Source organism: Comamonas testosteroni ATCC 11996 (assembly GCF_000241525.1).
Lineage (GTDB): Bacteria > Pseudomonadota > Gammaproteobacteria > Burkholderiales > Burkholderiaceae_C > Comamonas > Comamonas testosteroni.
In genome coordinates this window covers 124,623-143,142 of sequence record NZ_AHIL01000041.1, presented here as the reverse complement: position 1 = coordinate 143,142, position 18,520 = coordinate 124,623, and the positions used below count along the sequence as shown (strand labels likewise).

Genomic DNA, 18,520 nt, shown 5'->3' with positions numbered 1-18,520 from the left:
GTCGGACATGAGCACACCCATCATTCAACTGGACGGGGCACCCACACCCCGCATGCTCAAACGCAACCGAAGGGCCTACATTCGCTCGGCTGCAATCTGTGCAGTGGCTTTGGCCCTGGCCGCACTGCGCGTGGCAATTGACGCTGGAGTGCTGTGATGCCCAACGCATTGACCGACACCCATATCCAGCTCAGCGGCGTGCTGCTGCAGGACGCTGAGGTCCGCACCCGCCCCATGGGTGATGACAACACCCCCATGCCCGTGCTCTGCCTGGTCATGCAGTCAGACGGCAGTTGCACCGCCCCGGTTCGGGCCGAGCAGGTCTACCCGGCCGCTCTGCGCGGCGATGCCGACCGTGCAGCTCGCTCCATGAAAAAAGGCATGCGCGTCACGGTCTGGGCACCCATCGCCCAGCTGCGCACCACGCTGGGCATGTCCAGCCACATCCAAGTCCACGGCCGCGCCACGCAGGCCAATGCAACCCCACCCAAGGAGGCAGCACATGCCTGATCTGAATCGCATCACCCTGGTCATCGAAAACCTGCCCGATGGACACGCCCAAGTGCACGTGGACATTCCAAGCCCTCGCCCCGGCATGCGCCTTGAGACAGCAGCCCACGCGCTGGCCATCGATGCCGTGGGGTGGCTGGGCAAGCAACCGGCAGTGAAAGGGTTCCTGTACGGCATGGCTCCCCCGGAAAAAGCAGCGGCACCTGTAATTCCACCCCTTACAGCAGAGCTGAAAAAGATCCTCGGACTGATGTGCTTTCAGTGCGTAACTTTTGCAGAGGCCTTGCGCATGGGTGGACATGACGTCCCACGCAAAGCCGAAGAGGAGCAGGCTGCCGTCCTGCACTGGATGCTGACCCACTACCTGACACATGGCGATGACTGGCGCACCAATGCCATCCATGACGTGGACCGCATGCGCGCCCACTGGATGGCTCGGACTGAAGGAGCTGCAGCATGACCGATACCCAGGACACCGTCACCCAGGCCCTGCCCACGCCAGGCGCTGGCGAGCGCATGGCACATATCCCCGTGCTTAGCATCGCCCGGAGCCTGACGAATCCCCGCAAGCACTTCGACCCCGAGAAGCTCGCTGAGCTGGCCGACAGCATCAAGGCATCAGGCGTGCATCAACCCATCTTGGTACGCCCTCTCCCCGTGGAGCGCATCAGCGATGAAATGGCTTGGGCCAGGGCGGAGAAACGCCAGCCAGCCGAGTACGAGCTGGTCTGTGGCGAGCGTCGCTGGCGCGCCAGCCAGATAGCGGCCGTGGCAGAGATTCCGGCCATGATCCGCCTCATGACGGATGCCCAGGCGCTGGAAGCCCAGGTCATCGAGAACCTGCAGCGCGAAGACGTAACAGCACTGGAGGAAGCCGAGGGCTACCAAGTGCTGATGGACAACAACGGCATGAATGCCGACCAGGTGGCCGAAAAAATCGGCAAGAGCCGGGCCTACGTCTATGCCCGCCTGAAGATCCTGAACCTGTGCCCCGAGGGCCGCGATGCCATGCGCCAAGGCGAGCTGGACTACAGCTGCGCCCTACCCATCGCCCGCATTGCGACCTTTGACCTGCAGCGCGAAGCCCTGGATTGGGCACTGGAGACGAACTACCGCGATGAGAAGCCCAGTGCGCGGGATGTGCAGAGCCACGTCAAGACTAATTACATGCTGGACTTGCGCAAAGCCCCGTTCAGCCGCAAGGACGCAGACCTCTGCCCTTCTGCAGGCGCATGCACCACCTGCCCGCATCGCACTGGTGCCGACCAGGACGAAGAAAGCAAGGGTGCAGACGTGTGCACAAACCCGCCTTGCTACCGCAACAAGGAACAGGCCCACGCTGAGCAACTGCGCAAGCAAGCCCAGGAACGCGGCTGCGAAGTGCTGGACGAAAGGGAATCTAAGCAACTGATCGGCAGCTACTACAGCGACTTCACCGGAGTGCCTGGCTACAAGCGTCTGGACAGCCAGCGGGACTGCCCCATCGAGGGCAAGACTCTGCGCAAGGCCATCGGCGCCAAGGTCATGGAGCAGTCGGGCATCAAGCCCACCATGGTCACCAACCCAGACAACCCCAAGGAACTCATTGCCTGCGTGACGCCCGAGCAGGCGCAACAGCTGCTGCAGATGGCCGGCCACGTCGAGGCCGAGGAGAAGCTGGCGGCCGAGGCTGTCGAGCAAGCTGCGCGCGCTGAGAAGGAAGCCAAAAAACAAGCCCAGGACGACTACGAACGCGCCTGGCGCATGGACGTGTTGCAGGCAATAGTCAAGCGGCTACAGCAAGAAGAACAGGAGGTCGATCTACTCCTCACGCCCATGGCCAAGGCCGGCAACCGTCTGGCTGCGCGGCGCCTGGCAGGGCAGATCAATGGTGACGATGCCAAGCTGCTGTGCAAGCTGCTGGATCTGGGAAAGGTCGTCCCCAAGGAAGCCATCAGGCAAGCTGCCAACGACTGGAACAGCCCCCACCTGCTGACCGGTTGCATCATCGCCCTGCATGACCGTAGCTTCTGGAACCGCTACGACCTCGATACGAACGACTGGCGACCAGCACCCAATACCGAGCTGCTGGCCATGGCCGAGGCCTGCGGCGTGGACGTGGAGGCCGCAAAAGCCAAGGCCAAAGCCAATATGCGCGCGGCCGAAGCCGCCCGAAAGGCCGCTGCCACCCCTCAACCTGACGCCCCAAAGGCCGATCTACCCCAACACCCCGCTGCGCGCGCTGGCGGTGATGGCGGGCGAGGCAATGCCAAAAAAGGCAAGAAGCCCGCTGCGCGGGCCGGCGAAGTGCCGAAAACCAGCGCTGCGCATGCGTCTGCCCAGATCGCTGAAGCGTTGCAGGAGTTGGAAGGATCAGGCGCGGCCGCAGCCGCGCAGGGCATCGAGGGGGCGCCTGTGGCTGTCGCCCAGGCACCCATATCAGGCGCTAAAGCGCAAGGCAACAAAGCAGCCCCTGTAGCCGCCGAGGCGGCTCATGGTCTGCCGCCCGCCTCCGAGATCGAGGACGATTTCCCCTACCCGGACGATGACGCACAGCAGCCTGCTGGCGCGCAGGCTGCGGCCGTGGACGCTGGCCAAGGCAGTGCTGATGTGAAGGAAGGGGCAACACTGGCAATTGGCACGCGTGTGCAGGTCAATGAGTCAGCCACCGGCAAAAAGCAAAAGCCCTGGATCGGCTATTACGGAACCATCGCCGCGCAGGTCGGTGCTGAAGCGTGGGAGGTAGACATCGAGCGCGCCCCACGTTGCAAGCCCCTGCGTGTCTGCTTCCACCAGACGGAGCTGGAGGACGCCGAATGAACAGCGACGAAAAGATCTGCACCAAGTGCCGGGAATCGTGGCCGAACACCACGGAGTTCTACCGCCGCACATCATCGAGAAAGAAGCACCTACAGGGGTACTGTATTGCCTGCCTCAGCGACTACAACAGAGGACCAGCTCCAACTGAGTGGAAGACTCCAATCAGCGCCCAAAGCAGCTTGCCCGCAGCTACTTTGCAGGGCATTTTTCGCAACCTAGTGGCAGGAGCACAAGCATGAGCCGCACTAGCTTCTTCCGATCCGGGCCGCGCCATGTGCGTGACCCGCGCCAGGTCTTCAACCGCCATAACAGCAAGCTGACGCCTGCCGAGGTTGCCGAGACCATGGGACCGCTGCGCACGGCCTTTGCACACATCAGTGAAGGCGTGGCCACTCACAACGAATACGTGGTTCTGCACTCCATCATGCTGATTGCACAGGAGATCGAGCACTTGGGCATTGTGCGCGGCCTTCAAGAACACATTGCGGCCGCGCTGCATGCCTGCGCCTCCTACCAGGCGCGCAGCGGACATGCCGACAACTGGCGGCCCAGCGCCGTCCACTTCCACGAACTGGACGCCATACGAGAGATGGTGGATCTGCACGAGTTTCAACTGCAGCAGCTCACTGCCCGCGAAGTGCACCAGGCTGCACAACGCCTGATTGCACGCACAAAGTCTGCTGGCGGCGAGGTCTACCAGGCAGACAACAGCATGACCACCCTGACACCCCACAAACAAGAACAAAGAAAGCGAGCCTGACCATGGCCACCATCGCATTCCACTGCACCCCAGCCGCCCTGGACAAAGAAATGGCCGCAGCCTACTGCTCCGTAGGTGTCTCCATGTTTGAGCAAATGGTCCAAGACGGGACTGCCCCCAAAGCCCGCCGCTTTCCTGGACGCCGCCGTGTTGCCTGGCTGCGCTCCGAACTTGATGCTTGGTTGGCAGGACTGCCGCTTTCGGACTTGCTTCCACCAGATAACACTGGTGCGAAGAAGCCCCGAAGCATTAAGGCGCAGGTCATTGCACAAAGCCCTGCAAGCACCAACCTCTGAGTCACCGTCAATGGCGCGCGCGCAACAACTGTCTCCTGCATCAAACACGCAAATTTTTTACATATTTCCGACCCGTTCTGCCAGCGTACGTATCTACGCCACGGGCCTTTATCCATGCGGGATGAAGTCATTTTCTCAGCTGTCAAGCGACGCTCGAAATGACTGATTCAGTAGTTTCATCAGGCCAGACGCTTGGCGGCCGAATAGAATATCCACAGCTTGTTCAATTGCGACTTCTGATTTCTACCAAGAAGCCGTTTTTGAAAATGAAAAAGCCGCTCCCGGCAAGGAGCGGCCTCTTCAATAGCAAGCTAACCCGTCGACTCTCTTCTAGAGTGAGCCTTGAGTATTACTAGCAAAGTACCGGTTGCCATTGTAGTGCTCTCGATAACGCATTGCGTTAGTCGCTAACAACAGAAGAGGGTTTTTCAAGCTACGACTTTAGAGCGTCGAAGAAGTATCAACGACAAAACTCAAGAGTCATGGCCGTCGAGCTCGTCTCGATGACAACCTGTTTTCTGAATGGAGCAAGGCATGAGTGATTTCTCAGTCGCAATGCTGGCCATCGGCGGGGTGCTTATTGCACTGACGCTGCTGGTTATCGCAATCAAGTCGTAAGACCAAAGAGGCCCGCTCAAGCGGGCCTCTTTGCACCTGATTCCCAAACCTTCACCAACCGGGCTGCTACTGCTGGACTATTTGTTCCCAGTACGCAGACAGATTGGTCAACCACTCCCGCCGCTCATTGTCATAGCTGTGTCGGTTGTACACGCCGACGATCCCGCTGGGCAAATGCCCCAGCACCGCCTCGGCCACAGCATCAGGGCAGCCCAGCATGGCCAGAGTCGTGCGAACAGTGCGGCGCAGGTCATGAGGCGCCCAGGGATCAATCTCCAGCTTCATCTTCCCATTGGCACCCAGGCGGCCATTTGTTCCCGGCCGACTGCACCACGCGGCAACACCTAGCACCTTCTGCTCGACATGAGGCAGCATCGAGCCAGGCTGTGATGGGAACAGATGGCCAGCTCCATAAGCTGCAATGCGACGGCGCACCAACACCAGGGCACGCCCAACCAACGGCACCCGCAGGTCAGTTGCCAAGTCATTGCGAGCCATCTTGAGCTTGCTACGCGGGATAGTCCACCACCAGCCATCCGACTCTTGAGTGACCTCCTGGCCCATCATCTGCACCAGCTCCGAACCACGGCAGCCCGTCCACAAGTACAAAGTAAAAAGATCATCCAGCAGGCTGGACAAGTTGGGCAAGAACCGAATCAGCGCCACGACCTCCGGCCCCTGCAGCGCGCGTAGCTTGACGCCTTGATGCTCACCATCGACGATCTTTCCGCGACTGCGAAGCTTGCCCTTGAGAATCAGTCGCCACCAATTAGGGGTCTCTTCAGAAATCCGGCCAGCATCGAGGGCATAGTCCCAGGCCGCGCCCAGCTCCGTGCGCAAATTGTTGGCCAGGACGGGCGTATGCGCCCCCACCTTCTCCAGCAAAGCAAACGCATGTGTGCGCTTCACATCCTCTGGCTTCATGGGCAGCAGAAAATCGCTGTAGCCCAACATCAGGCGCCGCGTCTCCTTCTGCCCCTTGAGCTTGCGATGCCGCTCCACATGGCCCTGCAGATAGTCCTCGATCAGGCGCTCGACGGTATAGATACCCTGCGCCTCTTTGAGATGCGCTTTGGCTTTGGCCACTGCGCCGGCGCGCTTCTTTTCCTTGGCCAAGTCTTCGCCAGCATCGCGCCTGGTGCGCAACTCATCCCACACACCTAGCGCTGCTGCGTAGGTCATGGCAGGCCATTGCCCCATGGCCACCTGGCGCATGCGCCCATCGATGGGGCTCTTATATCTGTATGTCCAAGTCTTGCGCGTGGCTGTAGCCACAAGTCGCAGGCCGGGAGCATCATCGACAATAATGTGCTCCCCAGCCGCCAGAGCCTTGGCCTTCTTCGCATCGAACCCCATGCCGCATTCCTGATCGGCGTAGGTTTCCCGAGAGGACCCCAACCAGCTCGGCGTAGATTAATAAAAATCAACGCCAAAAACCTACGCCAAAGCGCGAAGTTTAGATGTGTTTTGGCATGGCGTTGATGCACTGTAAATAAAAACAGCAAACCAAACTAAGTGATTGATTTAAATAATAGTTATGAGTGAATCCTGGATAAATCAAGCACTTAGCGGCGGCGATATCTCTGCACATACACCTATGATGCAGCAGTACTTCAAGCTCAAAGCCGATCACCCCGACACGCTGGTTTTCTACCGCATGGGTGACTTTTACGAGCTGTTCTTTGGCGATGCCGAAAAAGTCACGCGCCTGCTGGACATCACGCTGACCACGCGCGGCCAGACCGCAGGCCAGCCCATTCCCATGGCCGGCGTGCCTTTCCACGCCCTGGAAAACTATCTGGGCCGCCTGATCAAGATGGGCGAGTCGGTGGCGATCTGCGAGCAGGTCGGCGAGATCGGCGTGGGCAAGGGTCCGGTGGAGCGCAAGGTGGTGCGCGTGGTCACGCCCGGCACGCTGACGGACAGCGAACTGCTTTCCGACAAGAGCGAAGCCATTCTGGTGGCCCTGCACACCGCCGGTCGCCAGCGCGTGGGACTGGCCTGGATGGCCGTGACCCAGGGCCGCATCCATATGGCCGAATGCGCGGCCGATGATCTCGGCGCCTGGCTGTCGCGCATTGCGCCCAGCGAGGTGATCTACAGCGCAGGCGTGACCGAGCGCTTTGAGCAGGCATTGTTTGCCGTCAAGCACAGCGGCTCCATCAGCTGCCCTCTGTCGCCCCGCCCTGACTGGCAGTTTGACTCGGGCCTGGGCGAGCGCAAGCTGCTGGAGCTGCTGGGCGCGGCCAGCCTCAAGGCCTGGGAGGCCGAAGGTCTGCCGCTGGCCCATGGAGCCAGCGCCGCCCTGCTGTCCTATGCCGAACACACCCAGGGCCGCAACCTGACCCACATCCACGCCATACAGGTGCAGCGCGACGACGAGCTGATTGCCCTGCCGCTGGCCACGCGCCGCAATCTGGAGCTTGTCAAGACGCTGCGCGGCGAAGATTCGCCCACGCTGTTTTCGCTGCTGGACAGCTGCATGACCGGCATGGGCAGCCGCCTGCTCAAGACCTGGCTGCTGGAGCCCGAGCGCAATCGCAAGGCAGCCATGCAGCGTCTGGAAGCGATTGGCGTGCTGCGCGGCACAGGGGCTGGCATGCCCCCCTGGCAAGCCCTGCGTGCCGAGCTCAAGGGCGTGAGCGATGTGGAGCGCATCACGGCCCGCATCGCCCTGCGCCAGGTGCGCCCGCGCGAGCTGGTGGGCCTGTCCAAAACGCTGGAAAAAGCGAAGCTGCTGGCGCAGTCCGGACAGGCTCCGTCGGCCTATCTGACGCAGATATTCAGCGACCTGATGCCACCCGAAGGCTGCGCCGAGCTGCTGGCGCGCGCTATTCATGAAGAGCCCGCAGCCCTGGTGCGCGACGGCGGCGTGATTGCCACGGGCTTTGATGCGGAACTCGACGAGCTGCGCGCCATTCAGAACAACTGCGACGAGTTTCTGCTGGAGCTGGAGGCCAAGGAAAAGCTGCTCACCGGCATTCCCAACCTGCGCGTGCAGTTCAACAAGGTGCATGGCTTCTATATCGAGGTCACCAACAGCTACAAGGATGCGGTACCCGAGCGCTTTCGCCGCCGCCAGACGCTCAAGAACGCCGAGCGCTACATCACGCCCGAGCTCAAGGCCTTCGAGGACAAGGCCTTGTCGGCCCAGGAGCGAGCGCTGCAGCGCGAGAAGTTCCTTTTCGAGCAGCTGCTCGACCAGCTTCAGCCCCATGTCCCCCAGCTCACGCGCGTGGCCCAGGCGATTGCCGCACTGGACGTTCTGTGCACGCTGGCCGAGCGCTCTCTGACACTGAACTGGGCCGAGCCGCAGTTCGTCAGCCAGCCCTGCATCGAGATCGAGGGCGGCCGCCACCCCGTGGTGGAAGCACGCATGGCCGAGACCTCCAGCGGCAGCTTCATTGCCAACCACACGCGCATGAACCTCAACACGCGCATGCAGATCATTACCGGCCCGAACATGGGCGGTAAATCGACCTATATGCGCCAGGTGGCCTTGATCGTGCTGCTGGCCAGCATGGGCAGCTATGTGCCCGCCAGCGCTTGCTGCCTGGGGCCCATCGATGCCATTCACACGCGCATCGGCGCCGCCGACGACCTGGCCAATGCCCAGTCCACCTTCATGATGGAGATGACCGAGGCCGCGCAGATTCTGCATTCGGCCACGCCCCACTCCCTGGTGCTGATGGACGAGATCGGTCGCGGCACCAGCACCTTCGACGGACTGGCCCTGGCCAGCGGCATTGCCAGCCAGCTGCATGACAAGACCAAGGCGTTCACGCTGTTTGCCACGCACTACTTCGAGCTGACCGAGCTGCCCGCCAAGGCCAAGGCCGCCGTCAACGTGCATGTCAGCGCCGCAGAGTCGGGCAGCGACATCGTGTTTCTGCACGAGATCCAGGCCGGCCCCGCCAGCCGCAGCTACGGTATTCAGGTGGCCAAGCTGGCCGGCATGCCCGCAGGCGTTCTCAACCATGCGCGCCATGCGCTGGAAGCACTCGAATCCCAGGCCGGCGAGAACGAGCTGCAGGTCAATCTGTTCGATGCGCCGGAACTGGTGGACGCAAGCGCCGCCCTCAGCCCGCTGGATCAGGCCATGGCCGACGTCAACCCCGATGCGCTGAGCCCGCGCGAAGCGCTGGAGGTGCTCTACCAGCTCAAGAAACTGAGCACCAGCGCCGCCTAAGAACACGTTCCAGGCGTTACGCACTCAAGCCCGGGCCTGATCTCTTCAGGCCCGGCTTGCGTTCAGGCCTCCAGCAGTTGCGGCTGCCGCTCCTGCACGGACGGGCGACTCTGGGGCCTGTCACCCAGCTTGAAGGCAGACACCTCGCCCATCAGGCGTGCAGCCTGCTCGCGCAGGCTGACTGCAGCAGCAGCCGACTGCTCGACCAGGGCAGAGTTCTGCTGCGTGGCATCGTCCAGCCCGGCCACGGACTGGTTGATTTCGGCGATGCCGCGCCCCTGGGTCTGCGAAGCATCGCTGATCTCCTCGATGATCCGCGTCACCCTGGCCACGGCCTCCAGCAACTCCCGCATGGTGCCCCCCGCATGCGCTACCTGCTGCGATCCACTGCCCACCTGGGTCACCGAGTCAGTGATGAGCTGGCGCACTTCCTTTGCAGCCTCGGCCGAGCGCTGGGCCAGGCTGCGCACCTCGGCTGCCACCACGGAAAAGCCCCGGCCCTGCTCGCCGGCACGCGCGGCCTCGACGGCTGCGTTCAGCGCCAGGATGTTGGTCTGGAAGGCGATGGAGTCGATCACGCCGATGATGTCGGCAATCTTGCGCGACGAGTGATTGATGCCCTCCATGGTCATCACCACCTGCTCGAAGGCCGCACCGCCACGCTCGGCCACGCCGCGCGCCGACTGTGCCAGATCGCCCGCGCTGCGCGTGGCCTCGGTATTGGCCTGCACGCTGTCCGTCAGCACCGACAGCGATGCCGCCGTCTGCTGCAGGGCGCTGGCCGCCTGTTCGGTGCGCTGGCTCAGGTCCTGGTTGCCCTGGGCCACCTCTGAGCTGGCCACTGAAATCGAATCGGCGGCCTGGCGTACGGCCCCCACCATGCGCTCCAGTGACGAGACAAAGCGGTTGAAGGCCGAGGCCAGCGCCCCCACCTCGTCATTGCTCTCCACCGGCATGCGGCGGCTCAGGTCGCCATGGCCGTCGGCAATCTCCTCCAGCATGCGCGCCGCGCGCCCCACGGGTGCCGCAATCGCCCGGCTCACCAGCCAGATCACCAGCAGGCCGATGCCGCCGCCCACCAGGCCGGCCACGGCCGAGGTCAGCGCAATGGTTCGCCGCACGCCGCCCAGCACCTGGGCCTCGGGCAGCTCGGCAACCACGTACAGGTCCAGCTCGGGCACATAGGAGGAAGCAATCAGTTGGCGGCCCGACGGCGCCTCGTACATGGAATGGGCAAAGCGCTCGCGGTTCAGCAGCGCAGCGCTGAGCTCGATGCTGAAACCGGGCCGGTCCTTGAGCCAGTGCTTGCCGTCCACCAGGGCCGGGTCGCGGTGCACGAGAATGCTGCCGTTGCCACGCACCAGGGAGACCGAGCCGGACTCACCGACCTTGTAGGCACGCACGGCCTGGGCCAGCCCGTCCACCGACAGGCCCAGGCCCGCAATGCCCTGCCTGCCCTGGCCCGCATCGAAGCGGACATTGATGAACAGCATGTAGGCGCTGGAGCTGACGTCCTTGTCGATCTCCAGCACCTGCGACTTGTCGCCGGCCAGCAGGTCGTAGAACCATTGGTCACCCTGGCCCTTGGGCGCGAGCTTGCGCACCGGCCCCTGCTCGCCGAAATACTGGCCCGTGGTGCCCGACACCCAGAACACCGATGAGGCCCCGGCCTGCTGCTTGACGGCCTGAGCGTATCTGGCCCACGCGGCATTGCCCTCCTCGGGCTCGCCCGCGGCCTCCCAGTCCAGCACAAAGCTGTTGCCAGCCACCGACCTGGCCATGGCCAGCGGCGTGCCGATCTGGCGCAGGATGTCGTTGCGAATCTCCCCCACCACGGCCGGAAGCTCCTGCCCCACCACACGTTCGCGCAGGCTGGTGCCCGTCAGCACAAAGCCCAGCGCCGTGGAAATCGCCACGAACAGCAACAGGCAGGCCAGCATGCTGGACATGAGCTTGGTCCGTATCGACAGGTTGCGGAATGCGTGCATGGGAGTCCCTCTTCTAGCCAGCTGTAAGCAAGTGTTCTATCAAGGGGCGGCATCTTCTCACGCATCCCGGGCGTGCATCTCAGGGACTTCCTGAGCCGGGCCCCGCAGCCGGGCCTGGGCAGGGCATTGGCAACAGTGACAGGGCCGCCAACGGCACTATTAAAACCCTTCTAAAATCACGTGGCAGCCTGCGTTTTAAGCTATCTATTTTGAAGCACAAAGCACTTGCTGTGCCTGGCATTCATACGTTTTTCATTATTGTCTTTATCACCCATGACATACTGCGTCGCCCTCAAGCTCAACGCCGGCCTGGTGTTTCTGTCCGACTCCCGCACCAATGCCGGACTCGACCAGATCAGCACCTTCCGCAAGGTCATGCTGTATGAGCAACCGGGCGAGCGCTTCATGGTGCTGCAATCGGCCGGCAATCTGTCCATCACCCAGTCGGTGCGCGAGCTGCTGGAGAGCTTTCAGCTGCACGACACGACCACGGACGAGATGCTGACCATCTGGAATGTGCGCAGCATGTTCGATGCCGCGCGCGTGCTGGGCGCTGCCGTGCGCCATGTGCATGAGCGCGAGGCCGCAGCCCTGCAGCGCGCCGGGGTGGACTTCAATGTCTCCATGATTTTTGGCGGACAGATCCAGGGCGAGCGCATGCGCCTGTTCCAGGTCTATTCGGCGGGCAACTTCATCGAGGCCACGGGCGAGACGCCCTACTTCCAGATCGGCGAATCCAAGTACGGCAAGCCCGTGCTGGACCGCGTCATCACCTCCGAGACCCCGCTGGACGAAGCCGCCAAGTGCGCTCTGGTGTCCATGGACAGCACGCTCAAGTCCAACCTCTCGGTGGGCCTGCCGCTGGATCTGATCGTCTACGAGAACAACCGCTTCGCCACGGACCGCATTGTCTGCCTGGACGCCGACAACCCCTATCTGCGCATGCTGCACGACAGCTGGGGCGAGCGCCTGCGCCATGTCTTCGACAGCATCGACGATCCGGCCTGGGACGGCGGCCAGACCGATACGCCGATCCGCATTCACAGCCCGCGCGCCCATCCGCTGATCAAAGTGGGAGCCCCCGTTGCATCACGCTCGGCCCACGGGCTGGGTGCAGGCAATATTCCCCCCGCCGCGCTGCGCCAGCCCGTGGTGCCGGCTCAGGCCGGCCTGAGCATGGCCGATGAATACCAGCGCCTTCAGACGGCAGAAGAGCAGGCTCGCATGCAAAGACAGGCAGCCCTGTCCAAGCGCTAAACTGATCGACGCATCCAACGCCCCTTCGGGGCGTTTTTCCTGTCCAGCCCGTCCCGCGCCATGTCCCAACCCACTACCAGCACCAGCACGACGAACACCCTGCCCGTGGTCTTCGCGCATGCCAACAGCTTTCCCATAGGTACCTATCGCCTGCTGTTTTCGCTGCTGCGCCAGCGCGGTATCGAGGCTGGCGGCGTGCAGCGCTTCGGCCACGACCCGCAGCGCCCGGTCACCAACCACTGGCCGCATCTGGTGGACGAGCTCATCGAATATATCGAGCAGCAGGTCGAGCAGCATGGCCGGCCGGTCTATCTGGTGGGCCACTCGCTGGGCGGCATTCTGAGTTTTCAGGCCGCCTCCAAACGCCCCGATCTGGCGCGCGGCGTTCTGCTCATCGACTCGCCCCTGCTGGGCGGCTGGAAGGCGAACGCCGTGGGCCTGGCCAAGCAGACGCAGATCGTGGCCTCTGTCTCCCCCGGCAAGATCAGCCAGCGCCGGCGCACCACCTGGGCCAGCAACGAAGAGGCGCTGGAGTACTTTCGCGGCAAGAAGGCGTTTGCCCAGTGGCACCCGCAGGTGCTGCAGGACTATGTGCAGCTCGGCCTGGAGGACGACCAGGGCAAGCGCAGCCTGCTGTTCAGGCGCGAGGTGGAGACCGCCATCTACAACACCCTGCCCAGCAATCTCAACAACCAGCTCAGGCGTCACCCCGTGCGCTGCCCGGTGGCCTTCATCGGCGGTCGCTCGTCGGTGGAGATGCGCCAGGTGGGCATGGAGATGACGCAGCGCATCACCCGCGGGCGCATCACCATGCTGGACGGCGGTCATCTGTTTCCCATGGAGCGCCCCGAGGCCACAGCCGCCGCCATCGAGGCGTCACTGCTCAATATGGAGCAGACCATTTTGCAGAAACTCGCGGCAAGCACTCATAAATAGATAGCTTCTTGCGCTTATCAGATAACGATTTCATCATCAAAATTATCTGAAATTCAATCAGAACAAGCGCTGTTAGCTATTAAAAAAAGCCGCTTGCTATCACGCAAGCGGCTTTTTTGTGGGCAGCGCCAGGCAGCTCAATGGTGCCAGTCGACGATGCCGGTATAGGCCGTCACCAGCACGATGATGCCGAAAACGATGCGGTACCAGGCAAATGGCACAAAGCTGTTGGTGGAGATAAAGCGCAGCAGCCAGCGCACGCACAGCCAGGCGCTGATGAACGAGAAGATCAGGCCCACGGCAAACAGCGGCACATCCGCCATGGACAGCAGCGCGCGCTCTTTGTAGAGGCTGTAGACGCCCGCGCCGATCAGCGTGGGCATGGCCAGAAAGAACGAGAAGTCCGTGGCCGCCTTGCGCGACAGGCCCATGAGCATGCCACCGATGATGGTGGAGCCGCTGCGGCTGGTGCCGGGCACCAGGGCAAAGCACTGCACCAGGCCGACCTTGAGCGCATCGAGAGCCGTCATATCGTCCACCGACTGCACGCGAGTGGCGGCGGCGGGCCGCTTCTCGGCCCACAGAATCACGAAGCCGCCGAGGATGAAGGTGGTCGCCACGATGACCGGCGTGAACAGGTGTTCCTGCACATATTTGCCGAACAACAGTGCCAGCACCACGGCAGGCAAAAAGCCGATGAGGACATTGAGCGCGAACTTTTGCGCCTGGCGGCTGCTGGGCAGCTCCACCAGCGTGTCCCGGATCTTCTGCCAGTACACCAGCATCACGGCAAAGATGGCCCCGGTCTGGATCGCAATCTCAAACACCTTGGCCTTGCCGCCGACAAAACCCATCAGCGAACCGGCCAGGATCAGGTGGCCGGTTGAGGAAATCGGCAAGAACTCGGTCAGCCCCTCCACAATGCCCATGATGGCGGCCTTGACCAGCAATAAAGTATCCACGCGAATCGTCCTTTGGATGCAGGGTTGAAGCAAAGCCGCCCATTATCCGCTCGCCATTTTCCCGCTCGCGCTCACAAGACCTTTTCCGGCCACCAATCGACAGACAATCGCAAACTTTTACAAGACACGGTCGGCGCTTCTGGGCAAAGTCACGCGCTTGTGCTGCAATAGCTGCGCGCCGGTTGTCGGCGTTTTTTCAAAAATCACACCATCATGAAAAAATTTGTGGTCCTGGCTGTCGTGTCCCTGGCCTGCAGCATGAGCATGGCTGCCGGCGACAAACCCAAAACCGCCCAGCAGCAGCTCATGGGCACCTGCAACACCGAAGCCACCGGCAAGAAGGGCGATGAGCGCAAGGAGTTCATGAAGTCCTGCCTGTCCGACGGCAAGAAGCGCCAGCAGGAACGCATGAAGAGCTGCAATGTCGACGCTGCGGGCAAAAAGGGCGACGAGCGCAAGGCATTCATGAGCGAGTGCCTGAAGAAGGACTGAAGGGCCTGAGCGGCTTTGCCGCTCCCGCGCGCAGCGCGCAATGCACAAAGCCACCGCAGGGTGGCTTTGTGGTTTCAGGCTGAGGCAGCTGCCAGGGCCGTTCGCCGGGCACGGCGTTTTTTCCACCAGATGATGACGCCGGTGATGGACAGCATGGCCACCATCACGCCGACCACCGATATCAGCACACGTCCGAAGGTGCCCAGAATGCGGCCGCTGTGCAGCGGCAGCTGCAGCTGCACGAACACATCGGCCCCCGTGCCGTGCCAGGGGCGATAGCTGCCCAGCACCTCACCGCTTTCCGAGCTCACATAGACATTGGACAACCCCATGCCCATGGCCCCGGTTTCGTCGTCGGGATCGAAGAAGGACACGTTGTAGAACGGGAAATCCCCGCCATACCAGATGCCTCCGGCCTCGGTCTTGATACCCAGCCTCACCGCTTCCTGGCGCGCGATCTCGATGGCCGTGGCAAAGCCGATCTTGGGCTCGATAAAGCTGCCCAAAGGTGCCGGCTTGAGCGTCTCGTAGGGGCCGGGCGTGGTGGTAGAGACCTTGCTCATTACGGGATAGAACACCTCGCGGTAGAGATTGATCGAGAACGATGTAAAGGCCACGATGACGATCACGCCCCAGATCCACAGCGCACCCGCGCGGTGCAGATCGAAGTTGAGCTTGTAGGCACCGGCGCCCCAGCGTATGCGCCAGGACGGCATCCAGCGTGCCCACCAGGACTTGCCGCCAGCCTTGGCGGGGGCGTCCTGCGCCCCGGCCGCAGCCGCCTTCTTCTTCACCGGCAGGGTCAGCACCAGCGCCCAGAAGCTGTCGGCCAGCCACAACAGTGCGAGACCGCCCATGAACCAGTAGCCCCAGCGGTTGCTGCCCGCAAACGTGGGGCTGAGCAGGCTTTCATGCAGATGGCGCAGCCAGGGCATGAGATTGCGCCAGCTCAGGGCCAGGCTCTTGGAGTCTCGGTGGCCGGTGATGGCTCCCGTCACCGGGTCCACGAACACCGTGTTGTAGCCCAGCACATGGGGCTTGCCCGTGCCCTGGTCCAGCAGCGGGCGCACCAGAAAGGAGGCCGCCTCGCCCTCGCGCAGGCCCAGGCTCATATACGAGATCTCGGCGCGCGCATCGGCTGTCTGCACGGCCTGGGCCAGTTGCAGCGGCGTCTGCAGCGGGCCGCGCCCCGGCGTGTGCAGCATGTCGGCGTTGAGCCAGTCGTCGATTTCATGATCCCACGAGAGCACCGCCCCCGTGAGACCGGTCATGACCAGGAAGGCCGCGAGAAACAGGCCGACCCAGCGATGAACCACAGTCCACAGAGCGCGCATCAGAAGTCCACGCTGGCGGTCAGCGAGAAGGTACGCGGCGCGCCCTGGACCAGATAGCCGTTGGTGGCGTAGCCGCCGACCGAGGCCCAGTAGTTGCGGTTGGCCACGTTGTCCACGCGTGCATTCAGGGTCACCAGCTTGCCGCCGACGTCCATCAGATAGCGGGCGCCCAGGTCAAAGCGGGTCCAGGCCGGCACGCGCTGGGTGTTGCCGGCATTGGCGTACTGCGCGCCGGTATACATCAGCCGTGCGTTCAATGCCAGGCCGCGCACGCCCGGCACATCCCAGTCAGCGCCGATATTGGCCTGGCTGCGGGGCACACCCACCACGCGTTTGCCGTCATTGGCGCCACTCGCCGTGGTCAGGTATTTGGCGTCCAGCAGGGTCAGGCCGCCGAGCACGCGCAGGCCCTTGACGGGCTCGCCGAACACATTGAACTCCAGACCGCGGTTGCGCTGCTTGCCGAACACGCCGTAGACATTGTTCTGCACATAGGCGCTGGGCATGCTGGTGGTGAAGAAGGAGGCGCTGGCGCCGATATTGCCGCCGTCGTATTTGAGACCCACCTCCTTCTGGCGGGAGACATAGGGAGCGAACACCTGGCCAGCATTGCTGACGACCTGGCCCCCGTTGGTCATGGGCGCGCTGCCGCCCTTGGCCAGACCTTCAATGTAGTTGGCATAAGCCGACACCTCGGGGGTCAGCTTGAACACCAGGCCCGCCACCGGAGTCACGCGGCTCTTGTCGTAGCTGCCCGAGCTTGCGCCCGTCGTGGCATCGAAACCGTCGACCTTGATGCTCTGGTAGCGCATGCCCACTGTCAGCAGCAGGCGCTCGTCCATGAAGCCCAGGGTATCGGCCAGCGCCAGGCTGCTGGTCTTGATGCGCTCGGTCTCGCGCGGGCTGCCCAGTATGCCGCCCAGTCCGGTATAGCCAGGCGCAGGCAGGGCCACCGGGTTGTAGATGTTGTTGCTCTGGCCGGTTGCGTAGTTGTAACCCCAGGCATTGCGCTCGCTGGAATCGAAGGCCGACAGGGAAGCCACCACCGAATGCTTGACCGAGCCGGTCTCGAACTTGCCGCGCAGCCCCAGCTCGCCGGTCTTGACGCGGTTCTTGCGGGTGTTGTCGAAGCGGTTGACCGTGGCATCGCCAGCCGCGCTGGACAGCGTCAGGCCCGACAGCGCGTTGTCCTCGCTGCCCCGGCGCATGCCCACAGCGGCCCAGCCGGTCCATTGGTCATTGAAGTCGTATTCCCCGCGCACCGTGCCGAACAGGTCGCGGCTGTTGGAGTAGGTCCAGGGCTGGGCGTAGTTGGTCTTGCTGTCAGGAGCTGCCGGAATGGGCAGATTGCCCGAAGGTGTCAGCGATGGACGCGGCGCCGTCAGCTTGTGCTCCTGCCAGCCCAGATCGGCCGACAGGCGTGCACGGCTGCTGCGCCAGTCCAGGCCCAGCGAACCGACAGTGGTGTGGACCTTCTCGTTGCTCACGCCGGTGCCGCCGCTGCGACGCGCAAGATTCAGGCGTACACCGGCTGCATCATCGGGGCCGAAACGGCGCGCCACATCGGCAGCGGCGTAGGTCTGGCCGCCGCTGGCACCGCCCAGGGTCACACGATTGAGCGGCTCGTTGCCGGCGCGCTTGGGCACCACATTGATCAGGCCGCCCAGACCGCCGCCGCTGACGCTGCCCGCACCCGCACCGCTGAGAAAGGCATTCGCTCCGCGAAACACTTCCACACGCTCCACGAACTCCGACGCCATGTACTGGCGCGGCACCAGACCGTACAGGCCGTTATAGGCCACATCGTCGGAATACAGCACAAAGCCGCGCACAAAGTAGGCCTGCTGGAAGTTGCCGAAGCCGCGCGCCGAGCGCACGCCCGCATCGTTGAGCAGCACATCGCCCACGCTCTTGGCCTGCTGATCCTGAATCAGATCGCTGGTATAGCTGGTGGCGGAAAACGGGGTCTCCATCATGTCCTGGTTTCCGAGCACGCCGACACGCGCGCCGCGTGCCACCTGCCCACCCGCAAAAGGCTTGGCCAGACCCTGGGCCGAAGCATCGGCGCTGGCCTCCACGGTCACGGTCTGCAGGGCAGCTTCTGATTCAGCGCTGGAAGTCTGGGCAAAAACACTCTGCTGGCTGCACAGTGCGAGGGCAGCCAGGGAAATCGGTCGGAGCAGGAACATTATTGAAGTTATTGAGAATGATTTTCAGAATCGTTAATTTTAGTAATCAATCTCATTGCCGGTATCAAACACCCTGAAATTTCAACGGGATCCAAGGCAGGCTGCATGCCCTGACGCTGCTGCGTGATATGTGTGCGCGCACAAACAAACACAAGCAAAACCAGTACACCACTCACACCTGCTGAGGTGC

Annotated in this window: 15 protein-coding genes; 10 read left to right on the top strand and 5 right to left on the bottom strand. The window is 62.8% G+C overall.

All coding sequences use genetic code 11. From position 1 onward, the window contains the following. The first annotated feature begins 7 nt into the window (after window positions 1-7). From CTATCC11996_RS25725 to CTATCC11996_RS18005, 6 genes are all read left to right on the top strand, one after another. On the top strand, window positions 8-157 hold the full coding sequence (locus tag CTATCC11996_RS25725) for a hypothetical protein (protein WP_003078851.1): 150 nt from the start codon (window positions 8-10) through the stop codon (window positions 155-157). After that, window positions 157-510, top strand: a complete 354-nt coding sequence (locus CTATCC11996_RS18025; protein WP_003078849.1) for a hypothetical protein — start codon at window positions 157-159, stop codon at window positions 508-510. Before CTATCC11996_RS25725 ends, CTATCC11996_RS18025 begins: the two co-directional genes overlap by 1 nt. Then, window positions 503-970, top strand: coding sequence for a hypothetical protein (locus tag CTATCC11996_RS24655; protein ID WP_003078847.1), 468 nt, complete (start codon window positions 503-505; stop codon window positions 968-970). The genes CTATCC11996_RS18025 and CTATCC11996_RS24655 overlap by 8 nt, the downstream gene beginning before the upstream one ends. Further along, on the top strand, window positions 967-3,309 hold the full coding sequence (locus tag CTATCC11996_RS18015; protein WP_003078845.1) for a ParB/RepB/Spo0J family partition protein: 2,343 nt from the start codon (window positions 967-969) through the stop codon (window positions 3,307-3,309). Before CTATCC11996_RS24655 ends, CTATCC11996_RS18015 begins: the two co-directional genes overlap by 4 nt. A 235-nt stretch (window positions 3,310-3,544) precedes the next feature. After that, complete coding sequence (locus CTATCC11996_RS18010) at window positions 3,545-4,069, top strand: hypothetical protein (RefSeq protein ID WP_003078843.1); 525 nt, start codon at window positions 3,545-3,547, stop codon at window positions 4,067-4,069. Window positions 4,070-4,071: 2 nt separating this feature from the next. Then, on the top strand, window positions 4,072-4,365 hold the full coding sequence (locus CTATCC11996_RS18005) for a helix-turn-helix transcriptional regulator (RefSeq protein ID WP_003078841.1): 294 nt from the start codon (window positions 4,072-4,074) through the stop codon (window positions 4,363-4,365). A gap of 684 nt (window positions 4,366-5,049) precedes the next feature. Here CTATCC11996_RS18005 and CTATCC11996_RS18000 read toward each other — a convergent pair. Then, entirely contained in the window at window positions 5,050-6,339 is a 1,290-nt protein-coding gene (locus CTATCC11996_RS18000) for a tyrosine-type recombinase/integrase (RefSeq protein WP_003078839.1), read from the bottom strand. Window positions 6,340-6,580: 241 nt separating this feature from the next. On the opposite strand from CTATCC11996_RS18000, the gene mutS reads away from it, so the two are divergent. Then, on the top strand, window positions 6,581-9,172 hold the full coding sequence (gene mutS / locus CTATCC11996_RS17995; protein ID WP_003078837.1) for a DNA mismatch repair protein MutS: 2,592 nt from the start codon (window positions 6,581-6,583) through the stop codon (window positions 9,170-9,172). A gap of 62 nt (window positions 9,173-9,234) precedes the next feature. Here mutS and CTATCC11996_RS17990 read toward each other — a convergent pair whose 3' ends face one another. Further along, the gene (locus CTATCC11996_RS17990; protein ID WP_003078835.1) at window positions 9,235-11,160 is read right to left on the bottom strand and encodes a methyl-accepting chemotaxis protein; all 1,926 of its coding nucleotides are present in this window, start codon (window positions 11,158-11,160) and stop codon (window positions 9,235-9,237) included. A 273-nt stretch (window positions 11,161-11,433) separates the two neighbouring features. Between CTATCC11996_RS17990 and CTATCC11996_RS17985 the strand changes: the two genes are divergently transcribed. Then, the gene (locus tag CTATCC11996_RS17985) at window positions 11,434-12,417 is read left to right on the top strand and encodes a proteasome-type protease (protein ID WP_003078832.1); all 984 of its coding nucleotides are present in this window, start codon (window positions 11,434-11,436) and stop codon (window positions 12,415-12,417) included. A 60-nt stretch (window positions 12,418-12,477) separates the two neighbouring features. Next, window positions 12,478-13,353: an alpha/beta fold hydrolase gene (locus CTATCC11996_RS17980; RefSeq protein ID WP_003078830.1), complete on the top strand. Its 876-nt coding sequence runs from the start codon at window positions 12,478-12,480 to the stop codon at window positions 13,351-13,353. A 137-nt stretch (window positions 13,354-13,490) separates the two neighbouring features. Here the strand turns inward: CTATCC11996_RS17980 and CTATCC11996_RS17975 are convergent, their stop codons facing one another. After that, a complete protein-coding gene (locus CTATCC11996_RS17975) occupies window positions 13,491-14,315 on the bottom strand; it encodes an undecaprenyl-diphosphate phosphatase (RefSeq protein ID WP_003078828.1) in 825 nt (274 codons plus the stop codon). A gap of 213 nt (window positions 14,316-14,528) precedes the next feature. Here CTATCC11996_RS17975 and CTATCC11996_RS17970 point away from each other — a divergent pair, with 213 nt between their 5' ends. Beyond that, complete coding sequence (locus CTATCC11996_RS17970) at window positions 14,529-14,807, top strand: PsiF family protein (RefSeq protein ID WP_003078826.1); 279 nt, start codon at window positions 14,529-14,531, stop codon at window positions 14,805-14,807. A 74-nt stretch (window positions 14,808-14,881) separates the two neighbouring features. Here the strand turns inward: CTATCC11996_RS17970 and CTATCC11996_RS17965 are convergent, their stop codons facing one another. After that, a complete protein-coding gene (locus tag CTATCC11996_RS17965) occupies window positions 14,882-16,141 on the bottom strand; it encodes a PepSY-associated TM helix domain-containing protein (protein ID WP_003078824.1) in 1,260 nt (419 codons plus the stop codon). After that, window positions 16,141-18,330: a TonB-dependent receptor gene (locus CTATCC11996_RS17960; protein ID WP_003078822.1), complete on the bottom strand. Its 2,190-nt coding sequence runs from the start codon at window positions 18,328-18,330 to the stop codon at window positions 16,141-16,143. Before CTATCC11996_RS17960 ends, CTATCC11996_RS17965 begins: the two co-directional genes overlap by 1 nt. Between the last annotated feature and the right edge of the window lie 190 nt (window positions 18,331-18,520).